This is a genomic window from Pseudomonas sp. WOUb67, from assembly GCF_050058005.1.
Lineage (GTDB): Bacteria > Pseudomonadota > Gammaproteobacteria > Pseudomonadales > Pseudomonadaceae > Aquipseudomonas > Aquipseudomonas putida_R.
In genome coordinates, this window is sequence record NZ_CP170112.1 from 2,433,612 (window position 1) to 2,445,476 (window position 11,865).

Below are 11,865 nucleotides of genomic sequence, written 5' to 3' on the forward strand. Positions count from 1 at the left end.
AAAGGGCCAGGGGCCAGTTTTTTGTCACCCCTCCGACCAATGCGGACGAGCAGCATAATGAAAGCAGTCATTCTGGCCGGTGGGCTGGGCACACGCATCAGCGAAGAATCTCACCTGCGCCCCAAGCCGATGATCGAGATAGGCGGCAAACCGATCATCTGGCACATCATGAAGATCTACTCGCACTACGGGATCAACGACTTCGTCATTTGCCTGGGCTACAAGGGCTATGTGATCAAGGAGTATTTCGCCAACTACTTCCTGCACATGTCGGACGTGACCTTCGACATGGCGGCAAACCGCATGGATATCCACAACCGCCACGCCGAGCCATGGCGGGTGACACTGGTGGATACCGGGGAAAACACGGCCACCGGTGGCCGCCTGAAGCGGGTCCGCGAGTACGTTGGCAACGAAACCTTTTGCCTGACTTACGGCGACGGTGTGTCTGACGTCGATATCCCGCGCCTGATCGATTTCCACCGGCAGCACGGCAAGATGGCCACGGTTACCGCCGTACAGCCGCCGGGGCGTTATGGCGCGCTGGATGTGCAAGGCCAACAGGTGCGCGGCTTCCAGGAAAAACCGCTGGGCGACGGCGGCTGGATCAACGGGGGCTTCTTCGTGCTGGAGCCGGCCGTGCTTGAGTACATCGCAGGCGATGACACTACCTGGGAATACGAGCCCATGCGTCGTCTGGCCGAGGACGGTCAGCTGATGAGCCACCTGCATCGTGGCTTCTGGCAACCGATGGATACCCTGCGTGATCGCATGCTGCTCGAAGAGCACTGGAAAAACGGCGATGCGGCATGGCAGCTATGGCGCTGAACCCGGCATTCTGGGCAGGGCGCCGCGTCCTGCTGACCGGGCATACCGGGTTCAAGGGCGGCTGGCTGGCCGTATGGCTGCGCCAATTGGGCGCCGACCTGCGCGGCTTCGCCTTGCCTGCTGCGACCACGCCCTCGCTCTGGCAGGTCGCGCACCTGCAACAGCAGATTCCAGGGGATTTCGCCGACATCCGTGATGCCTCGGCCCTGGCCCGTGCCCTGCAGGACTTCCAGCCCGAACTGGTGCTGCACCTGGCGGCTCAGCCGCTGGTGCGCGAGTCCTACCGCTCGCCAAGCGACACCTACGCCACCAACGTCATGGGCACGCTCAACCTGCTTGAGGCAGTGCGTGCCACGCCTTCGGTACGTGCGGTGCTGGTGGTAACTACAGACAAGTGCTACGACAACCGCGAGTGGCCCTGGCCCTACCGCGAACAGGATGCCCTGGGCGGTTTCGACCCCTATAGCAGCAGCAAGGCCTGTGTCGAGCTGCTGTGCGCCAGCTACCGCGACTCGTTCCTGCGTTCCGCCGGTGTGGCCTTGGCCACGGCGCGCGCGGGCAACGTACTGGGTGGCGGGGACTGGTCTGCCGAGCGCTTGCTGCCGGATATCTTCCGCGCCTGGCAGGACGGCCAGGAGGTGACCCTGCGTTACCCCGATGCGACGCGCCCCTGGCAGCACGTGCTCGATCCGCTGATGGGCTATCTGCAACTGGCGCAGGGTTTGTTTACTGATGCCGAGCAGCACGCCGCAGCCTGGAACTTCGGCCCTGACAGCGCAGGGCTGGCCAGCGTCGGCGAGATCGTCCGGCGCCTTGCCGAACGCTGGCCAGGCGAGGCGCGCTGGTCGGTGGCCGGCGATGCCCAGCCGCACGAAGCCGGCCTGCTGGCGCTGGACTCCAGCAAGGCGCGGCAGATGCTTGGCTGGGCGCCACGCTGGTCGCTGGACGACACCCTTAAACATACCCTGGACTGGCATCTGGCCTGGCGTGCAGGGCGTGACATGAACATCGTTACCCGCGAGCAGATCGCGGTTCACCAAGGCGGAACCCATGAGTGACAGTACGGCGCAGCAGTTGCGCCAACAGATTGCCGAACTGGTCGGGCGCTATGCCGAGCTGCAGATGGCGCCCAAACCTTTCGTGGCGGGGCAAAGCAGTGTGCCGCCTTCTGGCAAGGTGATCGGTGCGGGCGAGCTGCAGTCGATGACCGAGGCCGTGCTGGATGGCTGGCTGACGACCGGCCGCTTCAACGAGGCGTTCGAAAAGCGCCTGGCCAAGTACCTGGGGCGTCGTTGCGTACTCACCACCAACTCTGGCTCGTCGGCCAACCTGCTGGCGTTTTCCGCGCTGACCTCGCCACGCCTCGGCGACCGGGCGATCAAGCCGGGTGATGAAGTGATCGGCGTTGCTGCCGGCTTCCCGACTACCGTCAACCCGATCCTGCAGTTCGGCGCGGTACCGGTGTTCGTCGATATCGAGATGGGCACCTACAACATCGACCCGGCACTGATCGAAGCGGCCATCGGCCCGAAGACCAAAGCCATCATGCTGGCCCATACCCTGGGCAACCCCTTCGACCTGAGCGTTGTGCGTGCCCTGTGCGACAAGCATGGCCTGTGGCTGATCGAAGACTGCTGCGATGCCCTGGGTTCCACCTACGAAGGGCGCATGGTCGGTACCTTCGGCGATATCGGCACCCTCAGCTTCTATCCGGCGCACCACATCACCATGGGCGAGGGCGGGGCGGTGTTCACCGATTCGCCGTTGCTCAAGCGCATCATCGAGTCGTTCCGCGACTGGGGCCGCGATTGCTACTGCGCGCCGGGCGAGGACAACACCTGCAGCAAGCGCTTCTGCTGGCAAATGGGTGACCTGCCGCAAGGCTACGACCACAAGTACACCTACTCGCACCTGGGCTACAACCTGAAGATCACCGACATGCAGGCTGCCTGCGCCCTGGCGCAGATGGACCGGGTTGATGATTTTGTTGCCGCGCGCAAGCGCAACTTCGGCTGGCTCAGCGAGCGCCTGGCCGGTTGTGCGGAGCATCTGATCCTGCCGCAGGCCACCCGCGACAGCGACCCTTCTTGGTTTGGCTACCCGATCACCCTGCGCGACGGCAGCGGCGGCAAGCGCCTGGAGCTGTTGCGCTACCTGGATCTGCAGGGCGTGGGCACGCGCCTGCTGTTCGCTGGCAACCTGACCCGCCAACCCTACATGCAGGGGCTGAACTACCGGGTTTCCGGCGAGCTGCCGGTCACCGACAAGATCATGAACGACACGTTCTGGATCGGCCTGTGGCCGGGCTTGAGCGACGACCATCTGGAACATGCGGCCGGTCACATCGAAGCCTGGCTCAACCGAGGATCCCACTGATGAGCGCAGCCCCTACCGTCAACGCCGGTGCGTTGTTTGACAAACCGCTGTTCATCCTGGAAATGGCCAACAACCACATGGGCGATGTGGCGCATGGCGTGGCGCTGATTCGCGCCTTTGCCGATGTGTGCAAGGCATTCCCGTTCCGCTTCGCCTTCAAGCTGCAATACCGTGACCTGGATACCTTCATCCACCCACAAATGCGCGGCCGTGACGATGTGAAGTACATCAAGCGCTTCAGCGAGACGCGTCTGTCCCGTGAGCAGTTCGACACCTTGGTGGCGGAAATCCGTGCCAACGGTTTCCTCTGCCTGTCGACGCCGTTCGACGAGGCATCGGTGGACGTGATCGAAGCGCAGCAGCTGGATGCGATCAAGATCGCCAGCTGCTCGATGAGCGACTGGCCGTTGCTGGAGCGCGTGGTACAGACTCGCCACCCGCTGATCGTCTCCACTGCCGGTTCGACCCTGGAGGAGCTCGATCGCCTGGTCAGCTTCCTTGGCCACAGGGAAAAGAATTTCGCCATCCTGCATTGCGTAGGCGAGTACCCCACCGCCGATGCCAACATGCATCTGTCGCAGGTGGACTTCCTGCGTCGGCGCTATCCCGACGTACGCGTGGGCTTTTCCACGCATGAAAACCCGGACAACACCGACATCGTCAAGATCGCGCTGGCCAAGGGCGCACGCATTTTTGAAAAACACGTCGGCTTGCCCACCGAGCAGTTCCCGCTGAACGCCTATTCGGCAAGCCCGGAGCAGGTTCGGCGCTGGCTGGAAGCTGCGCAATATGCCTTGCTGCTGTGCGGTGAAGGCGAGCAGCGCCTGCCGGTAAACGAGAGTGAAGTCGCCAGCCTGCGCTCCCTGCGTCGTGGTGTATTCCTGCGCAGGGCCATTGCTGCGGGTGAGGTGGTGCAGGCTGACGATGTGTATTTTGCCTTCCCGCCGCAGGACGGGCAGGTCACTGCCAACGACTGGTCGAAATACGCCACCTTCACGGCCCAGGCGGATATCCCCGAGCATGCCGCACTGAGCGCGCAGAACAGTACACGCCGTGATGTGCGTGACAAGGTCTGGGCGATTGTCCAGCGAGTGCGGGCGCAACTGAGCGGCAGCCACGTGGTCGTGCCAGGGCGGGTCGATCTGGAAATATCCCACCATTATGGCCTGGATCAATTCGACGAAATCGGTTTGACCATGCTCACCGTGGTCAACCGGGGCTACTGCAAGAAGCTGCTGATGCTCCTGCCGGGTCAGCAGCACCCTGAGCAATATCACAAGCTCAAGGAAGAAACCTTCCACGTCCTGCATGGCGAGCTGACCCTGCAACTGGACGGTGTAACGCGTGTTTGCCGTCCGGGTGATGTGGTCACTGTCGAGCCGGGTGTTCGCCATGCCTTCCACAGTCAGGACGGGGCCATTATCGAAGAGTTGTCTTCCACGCATTTCAGCAATGACTCGTTCTATACCGACGAAGCGATCAATGCCAATCGCGACCGTAAAACCCTCTTGAGCTATTGGATGGACTGACGTGCCAAGCCCCTATCGTGTTGCTGATTACATTGCTGACTTCATCGCCGATCTGGGGGTGGAGCACGTCTTCCTGTTGCCGGGCGGAGGTGCCATGCACCTCAACGACGCCGTCGGCAAGCACCCCGACCTGGATGTAGTGGCTTGCCACCACGAGCAGGCTGCCGCGATTGCCGCCGAAGCCTACTGCCGGATCAACGAAAATATCGGCGTGGCGATGGTCACCACGGGCCCGGGTGCGACCAACGCGGTAACCGCCGTTGCAGGTGCCTGGATCGAGTCGGTGCCGTTGCTGGTCATCTCCGGCCAGGTCAAGCGTGCTGACTTGCTGCGTGGCGCACCACTGCGCCAGAAGGGCGTGCAGGAAGTGGATATCGTCAGCGTGGTCGAGCCGATCACCAAGTACGCGGTCACCATCCAGCAGCCAGAAGACATTCGCCGAGAGTTGGAGCGAGCCGTCTTTGTGGCACGAGATGGCCGTGCCGGCCCGGTTTGGATCGACGTACCGCTGGACGTGCAGGGCGCGCCGATTGATCCCGACAGCCTGGTGGGTTGGGACGAGCCCGCTGCACCCGTTGCAGCGCTGGAGGCATCAACGCTGGAGCAGATCCGCAGTTTGCTTGAAGATGCCCAGAGGCCGCTGATCCTCGCCGGCCATGGCGTTCGCCTGAGCGGAGCGGCAGCCGCCTTCCGTGATCTGATCGAATCCATGGGCGTGCCACTGGTGACGACCTGGAACGCAATGGACCTGCTGCCCCATGAGCACCCGCTGTATGTGGGTCGGCCGGGTGTGGTAGCGCTGCGTGCACCGAACTTCGCGGTACAGAACGCCGACCTGCTGATCACCCTCGGCTGTCGCCTGGACAACATCATCACCGCCTATGCGCCACGCGACTTTGCGCGCAATGCACGCAAGATCGTCGTGGATGTGGATGCCAACGAAATCGCCAAGCTCGACATGCATATCGATGTCGCGGTTACCAGCGATGCCGCCAGCTTCGTCGATACACTGGCAGCATCTTTGAAAGGTGCTTCGTTCAGCCGCCCGCAATGGTTGGAGCGTTGCCGCGACTGGAAGGCGCGCTATGGCGTCAACGACGGCAAGCCGTTCCCGGCCAGTGGGCCGATCAGTCACTTCCAGTTTGCTGACTCGCTTTCCAATGCCGTGCCGGAAAATACGCTGGTCAGCACCGGCAGCTCCGGGCTGGCGGTCGAAGTGTTCTACACCGTGTTCCGCAATCGTCCGGGCCAGCGGGTATTCCTCACCTCTGGCCTGGGTGCGATGGGTTACGGCCTGCCGGCTGCAATCGGTGCCTGCTTCGCCAACGGCTGCAAGCCGATGGTGGCGGTGGAGAGTGATGGCAGCCTGCAACTGAATATTCAGGAGCTGGCCACGCTGCGCGGGTTCAACCTGCCAATCTGCCTGGTGGTGATGAACAACGGCGGTTATGCCTCGATCCGCAACACTCAGCGCAACTACTTCGAAAGCCGCTATGTCGGCACAGGCCCCGAGGCGGGCTTGTGGATGCCGGACCTGGAAGAACTGGCGCGTGCGTACCATTTGCCGTTCAAGCGTATCAGTGATGCCGCCGAGTTGGACGCGGGCCTGGCCGAGGCCATGCAAATGCCGCGGCCGATGATCCTGGAAGTGCTGTTGATGAACGATGAGGCATTGAGCCCGAAGGTTGCGGCAATTCCGCAGGCGGATGGTTCGATGACCTCCATGCCGTTGGAAGACATGAGCCCCTTGCTGCCGCTGGCGGTACTGGAGGAAGAAATGGCTGGCAACATCGCCCCGGTCTCGCGCCAGGTTCGGCAGCAGGTCAAGTAATGAAACGCCACGTCCTCTTCGACTTCGACGGCACCCTGGTTGACTCTGCGCCGGCCATTCTTGCCTGCTTTTCCCGTGTGCTGAAGGCACATGGCCTGCAGGCCATGTGCCCTATAGATGCCAGCCTGATCGGGCCACCCTTGCGCCAGACGCTGGCGACATTGAGCGGCAGTAGCGACGCAGCATTGCTTGATGCCCTGAGCGCCTCGTTCAAGGACATCTACGACGCCGAAACCTGCCTGGAAACGCCCGCCTATGCCGGTTGCCAGGCGCTGTTGGAACAGCTGCACGCGCAGGGCTTCAATTTGTCCATCGCGACCAATAAACGGCTGCTGCCCACCCAGCGCATCATTGCGGCACTGGGCTGGCAAGGGCTGTTCAGCGAAGTGTATGCCAGTGACTCCTATCCTGATCGCTACACCGACAAGGCCGGCATGATCGCCGCCTTGCTGGAGGATGGTGGCATTGCAGCGCAATCGGCCATCTACATTGGCGATACCGTCGCGGACGGTCGTGCAGCGGCTGCCAATGGTGTCGAGTTCTGGCCGGTGGCGTGGGGCTATGGTCAATTCGCCAGCCATGAGCAGCCGTTGCCTGCCCCGCAACAGCTGCTGGAACGCCTGGTGCGCGCATGATGACCACCACTACAGCCAGTGCATGCCCGTGCTGCGGGTCTATCGAGATGTTACTGCCCAGCCCGGAGTACACACCTTGCCGGCTGTGTGGCCATCGTTGGCGGATGCCGATGGACCAGGCGGGCTACTATGAGACGCTGGTTGCACGTAACGATCTGAACACGCCGTGGTTCAAGCGCAAGATGCGTGAGCGCGTTGCCGCGGTTTCTGGCTTGCTAAAGACGGGCAAGGAGCGCGTGCTCGAAGTCGGCTGCGCGGAAGGTGAGCTCGGGCGTGAGATCAAGGCGCGCTCTGCCGTCACCTATGAGGGTGTGGAGTTGTCACAGGACAGGGCGTTGGCGGAGCAGAAGCTTGACCACGTATTCCATACGCCGACCAGCCAGATTGAGGCAGCGCCGTACCAGTTGATCGTTTCGTTCCATGTGCTGGAGCATATCGCCCGACCCGAGCAGGAGCTTGCGGCCTGGTCGAGGCTTCTGAGTGCGGATGGGCGTGTGCTGATCGAGGTTCCGAACCAGGCCGGGCATCCACTGCTGGCCAGCGATCGCAACCTTGAGCACCTGCACCAGTTCACCCCGGCTTCGCTGACCCTGCTGCTCGCACGGTGCGGCTTTAGCTGCGATGAGTTGTCCGTGGGGCATTACGAATCACCCGTCTACTCGGACTCGATCCGGGTCGTCGCCCGGCCGCAGCCTACCGCTGAGCACCGCGAGCAGCTTCTGTTGCAGCGTTTCCGTGAGAGAACCGGCGGCCCGTTCCTGGTTTACGGAATTGGCGGCGACTACCTCAATTACCTGGCACCGTTGGCCGAAGCGCTGGATATCCGCGCCTTGCTGGACTCCTCCGACGCGAAATGGGGGCAGCGCCTGGGTCAACACGTGGTCACTGCCTACGACCCGCAAGCGCATGGCGAACTACCCATCGTCATCTGCTCCATCCGCTTCGCCGCAGAGATCCGGCAGCACCTGCTAAACCTCGGCATTGCAGCGCAGCGCATCATCGGTCTGGATAGCATCTATGAAGACGCCTGATTCCGTTCTCGCCGGGGATTTGAGCGGTATTCTCGCCGCCCCGTTGCCGTGGGAGGCCCTGTACGGTCGTCACATCCTGGTTACTGGGGCCTCGGGTTTTATCGGCGGTCATGTGGTCGAGGCGCTGGTCTGGATCAATCGGCTTTACCCCCAGGCGAACCTGCATGTGTATGCCCTGGCCCGGGACCTGGAAAAACTGCGTCAACGCATGCCCTGGCTGGATATTCCCGGCGAACTGACGCCGGTGATCCAGGATGTCGCCCAGCCGTGCTGCCTTGCTACACCTCTGGATTTCATCATCCATGCCGCCAGCCCTGCCAGCCCCAAGGACTATCTGCAACGGCCGGTCGATACGATTCGCGCCAATACCGATGGCACACGGGAACTCCTTGAGCTGGCCCGGGACAAGCACGCACGTTTGCTTTTTCTCAGCAGCGGTGCGGTGTACGGCGACAATCCCTGGCAAACCGATGCCATCGCGGAAAGTGATTTTGGCCGTGAAGACCCGTTGGCTCCACGGGCCTGCTACGGCGAGAGCAAGCGTTTGGCGGAAACCCTGTGCCGGGCGTACCACACCCAATACGGCGTGGATGCCAGGATTGCGAGGATTTCCCATTGCTATGGGCCGGGTATGCGCCTGGACGATGGCCGGGCGATATCCGACCTGCTTGCCGATATCCTTCAAGGCCGGGATATCCATCTCGATTCCGATGGAAGCGCCTCGCGTCCGTTCTGCTATGTCTCCGATACCGTGCTCGGGCTGTTCCACATCCTGTTCCGCGGAGAAGCGGGGCATGCCTATAACGTCGGTGAAACGCAGGAAACCAGCATCCTGCAGTTGGCCGAGAAGATGATTGCCTCAGCCGGCAAGGCCGGGCAGCTCAGAGTCCGGCCACAGGCGCGCAGTGGCCCTGCGCCTGCCCTGAGAAACTCCGGGCATTTCAATATCGACAAGATCCGCACCTTAGGATGGGCGCCACAAACCAGTCTGGATGTGGGTTTGTCCAGGTTATTGCAGGTTAATATATGAACGCTGCCGATTCGCGTCCGACTCTGATTGGTTACCTCCCTCCGCCTGCGGGTATCAAAAAGACAGGGGGTAATTACCAATACCATTCTCAGTTCATCAATATTGGGGATATTGTTTACGCCCATGCTGGCGCAATGTTGACCTCGGGCCGTAATTTTCAGGCCTGGGATTTTCGGATGACCGCAGAAGAGGTCAATGAACGATTTTCCAGCGTTGTATTTTTCATCCCTTGCCGAATTGCGCCGCATCCGTATGATCGAGATGGTTATCCTTATGGGTTCGTGACCGAATTCATCGAGAAGCTGAAGATCCCTTTTTTCAGCCTCGGCGAATCCATTCAGGCCAGGGAGTACGCGTATATTCCCGACTTCCACAAGACACTGTCGCCTGCCGTCGTTCGCTACCTGAGTGTGATCGCCGACCGTTCGCCTGTCGTGGGAACACGAGGCAACTACTCAGCCGAAGTGCTGAACGGCCTGGGGATCAAGAACGCCGTTCCTTTGGGCTGTCCGTCGCTCTATCTGAATGGCCCATCGCTGCCTGGGTCTTTGCTGGACGTGCCGACAAATCCTGAAAGGGTGGCGGTGTGTTACTCGAATTATCAGGGAAATACGCACAGCAGAATCGACGACTTTCTTCGCCTCGCCAGTCAGCATAATTATCACTATGTCGAGCAGGTCTTTGGTCTGCTTACGCAGGCTCTTTATTATCCTGGGAAGGTCAGGGCGGCGGATATCTACGCGGCTCGGCGGTTTTATAAAGACATGGCGCCTGTGCTGGCCTTGTTGAAGCAAAAGCGTGTTCGATACTTTACAAATTATTCCCTGTGGAAAGACTATCTCGGGACGATGGACTTCGCGTTTGGTGCCAGGATGCATGGCTTGACGCCTGCGCTGCATGCAGGGAAACCTGCCATGTTCATTGCGCACGACGCCAGAGTTCGGGAAATGTGCGAATTCTTCTCGCTGCCGTTCGTGGCAGAGCATGATCTCCCTGCGTCGATGGATCTCGATTTTTTCCTGTCGCGTTGTGACTATTCCGCAACCTTGCCGCGTTACCAGGAAGCGTATTCCCGATTTGTTCAGACGCTGCGCGCGCATGGGCTGGGCGGAAATATCGGCCCGGACGGCTCGATTATTGACCGCTGGGAGCCAGCACCGGACTTGCAAGTTGCTCGCGAGGAAGGAGACCCACAATATTCATCCGAAGAAATACTTAACCTGGAGGAGCAGCTTGCCATCTGCGCCGGGATTCCGGACGAGACCTTTGTGAAGCTTGCCCAAGTCAGTGATATTTCTCAAAGCTGGTACCTGTCTCGTCTCAAATAAGGCACGCGCTGGGACGAAGCAGGTTACCCGTTTTTATTTTTGCGTTTTTCGGTCTTGCTCGACATTCCTGGGTCGCGGCTGAATGACGGAGCACTGTGGATAGCGATATGAGACCTTGTGATATTTGTAGCGGTACCCGCCTGGAGCAACTGCACCGTCAGCACTTTCTGTTCCCTGGGCTTCCCCAGCCAGTCCATTACGATGTGGTGGCCTGCCGGAACTGCGGTTTTGCCTACGCCAGCGATATTCCTGACCAGTCGGCGCTCGACCAGTTCTATCAGAACGTCGAGCATCACCTGCATACCGACCTGCCGCCGGGGCTCGCGCGTATTCATGGGGATTTCTTCCACTTTGTTCAGCAACATGCAGACCTGGCAAGCGACGCCCGCGTTCTCGATATAGGATCGGGCATGGGGCATTTTCTTGCACACTTCCAGCAGGCAGGGTTCCAGCGGTTGCTCGGTATGGAGCCAAGCCCGGCTGCTGCCGAGCTGGCGCGCAAAATCTACGGGCTGGAGATCAGAAGCGCGACCGTGGATGTTTTCGACACGGATGAGCGTTTCCAGTTGATCAGCCTCTGTGGCGTGCTGGAGCACATTGCCGACCTGCGCAACAGCATGGAAAAGATTACCGCGCTGCTGGCGGACGATGGCTACCTGTTCCTCGCCGTTCCCGATGCCGAGGCCTTTGGCAAGACGCCGCCGGCTGAGCCCTTCCTCGAGTTCGCACTGGAGCACATCAACTTCTTCAGTGCCGCCAGCCTCGACAATCTGCTAGCTGCCAGCGGGTTCGAGAAAGTCACGGTCATCTCCCAGCACAATGATTTCTACGACAACCATTACCTACTGGCCTTGTACCGCAAGACGACCGAAGCAGAGAAGCGTTTCACGGTAGATGGCGTCGCTGCTGACAGCCTGCGCAGTTATGTCGAGCTGTCGCGACAAGTATTGCGCCCCGTGGAAGAACTGGCAGCGCAACTTGAAGCAAGTGGTGAGCCGTTGGTGATCTGGGGCGCGGGCTCTCTGACCAGTCGGTTGCTCTGCGATACCCGGCTGAACAAGGCCAATATCTGCAGCATCGTCGACAGGAACAAGAACCTGCAGGGCAAGTCCCTGCTCGGTGTGACTATTGCCGACCCCGATGATCTGACCAGGCACCCAGGGGCCACAGTCTTCATTGCCAGCACCACTTACGCTGCAGAAATCCGCGAAACGCTCATCCAGCAATATGGCTGGAGCGGCAGGATCCTCAGCCTTGCAACCGGAGCCAGGTAATGC

General features: G+C 60.8%; 10 protein-coding genes. All 10 read left to right on the forward strand.

Annotated elements, in window-relative coordinates; translation table 11 throughout:
* Positions 1-57: 57 nt before the first annotated feature.
* The 10 genes from rfbF (at position 58) to ABOC32_RS11140 (ending at position 11,862) form a co-directional block, all read left to right on the forward strand.
* Positions 58-828: a glucose-1-phosphate cytidylyltransferase gene (rfbF, locus tag ABOC32_RS11095; protein WP_234228880.1), complete on the forward strand. Its 771-nt coding sequence runs from the start codon at positions 58-60 to the stop codon at positions 826-828.
* Positions 819-1,886, forward strand: coding sequence for a CDP-glucose 4,6-dehydratase (gene rfbG / locus ABOC32_RS11100; protein ID WP_426811593.1), 1,068 nt, complete (start codon positions 819-821; stop codon positions 1,884-1,886). The genes rfbF and rfbG overlap by 10 nt, the downstream gene beginning before the upstream one ends.
* Positions 1,879-3,204 (forward strand): lipopolysaccharide biosynthesis protein RfbH, encoded by a 1,326-nt coding sequence (rfbH, locus tag ABOC32_RS11105; RefSeq protein ID WP_426811038.1) that lies wholly within the window; start codon positions 1,879-1,881, stop codon positions 3,202-3,204. The genes rfbG and rfbH overlap by 8 nt, the downstream gene beginning before the upstream one ends.
* Positions 3,204-4,733: an N-acetylneuraminate synthase family protein gene (locus ABOC32_RS11110; protein WP_426811039.1), complete on the forward strand. Its 1,530-nt coding sequence runs from the start codon at positions 3,204-3,206 to the stop codon at positions 4,731-4,733. Before rfbH ends, ABOC32_RS11110 begins: the two co-directional genes overlap by 1 nt.
* A gap of 1 nt (position 4,734) precedes the next feature.
* Entirely contained in the window at positions 4,735-6,564 is a 1,830-nt protein-coding gene (locus ABOC32_RS11115; RefSeq protein WP_426811040.1) for a thiamine pyrophosphate-binding protein, read from the forward strand.
* A complete protein-coding gene (locus ABOC32_RS11120; RefSeq protein ID WP_426811041.1) occupies positions 6,564-7,199 on the forward strand; it encodes an HAD family hydrolase in 636 nt (211 codons plus the stop codon). The genes ABOC32_RS11115 and ABOC32_RS11120 overlap by 1 nt, the downstream gene beginning before the upstream one ends.
* Positions 7,196-8,230: a class I SAM-dependent methyltransferase gene (locus ABOC32_RS11125; RefSeq protein ID WP_426811042.1), complete on the forward strand. Its 1,035-nt coding sequence runs from the start codon at positions 7,196-7,198 to the stop codon at positions 8,228-8,230. The genes ABOC32_RS11120 and ABOC32_RS11125 overlap by 4 nt, the downstream gene beginning before the upstream one ends.
* Positions 8,217-9,260, forward strand: coding sequence for an NAD-dependent epimerase/dehydratase family protein (locus tag ABOC32_RS11130; protein WP_426811043.1), 1,044 nt, complete (start codon positions 8,217-8,219; stop codon positions 9,258-9,260). The genes ABOC32_RS11125 and ABOC32_RS11130 overlap by 14 nt, the downstream gene beginning before the upstream one ends.
* Positions 9,257-10,588 (forward strand): polysaccharide pyruvyl transferase family protein, encoded by a 1,332-nt coding sequence (locus tag ABOC32_RS11135; protein WP_426811044.1) that lies wholly within the window; start codon positions 9,257-9,259, stop codon positions 10,586-10,588. Before ABOC32_RS11130 ends, ABOC32_RS11135 begins: the two co-directional genes overlap by 4 nt.
* Positions 10,589-10,683: 95 nt before the next feature.
* The gene (locus ABOC32_RS11140) at positions 10,684-11,862 is read left to right on the forward strand and encodes a class I SAM-dependent methyltransferase (RefSeq protein ID WP_426811045.1); all 1,179 of its coding nucleotides are present in this window, start codon (positions 10,684-10,686) and stop codon (positions 11,860-11,862) included.
* Positions 11,863-11,865 lie beyond the last annotated feature (3 nt).

What these genes read in the sequence shown, in the direction of transcription:
- ABOC32_RS11135 (WP_426811044.1), top strand. Translation starts at nt 9,257, where the DNA reads ATGAACGCTGCCGATTCGCGTCCGACTCTGATTGGTTACCTCCCTCCG.
- ABOC32_RS11130 (WP_426811043.1), top strand. Translation starts at nt 8,217, where the DNA reads ATGAAGACGCCTGATTCCGTTCTCGCCGGGGATTTGAGCGGTATTCTC.
- rfbF (WP_234228880.1), top strand. Translation starts at nt 58, where the DNA reads ATGAAAGCAGTCATTCTGGCCGGTGGGCTGGGCACACGCATCAGCGAA.
- rfbG (WP_426811593.1), top strand. Translation starts at nt 819, where the DNA reads ATGGCGCTGAACCCGGCATTCTGGGCAGGGCGCCGCGTCCTGCTGACC.
- rfbH (WP_426811038.1), top strand. Translation starts at nt 1,879, where the DNA reads ATGAGTGACAGTACGGCGCAGCAGTTGCGCCAACAGATTGCCGAACTG.
- ABOC32_RS11125 (WP_426811042.1), top strand. Translation starts at nt 7,196, where the DNA reads ATGATGACCACCACTACAGCCAGTGCATGCCCGTGCTGCGGGTCTATC.
- ABOC32_RS11110 (WP_426811039.1), top strand. Translation starts at nt 3,204, where the DNA reads ATGAGCGCAGCCCCTACCGTCAACGCCGGTGCGTTGTTTGACAAACCG.
- ABOC32_RS11120 (WP_426811041.1), top strand. Translation starts at nt 6,564, where the DNA reads ATGAAACGCCACGTCCTCTTCGACTTCGACGGCACCCTGGTTGACTCT.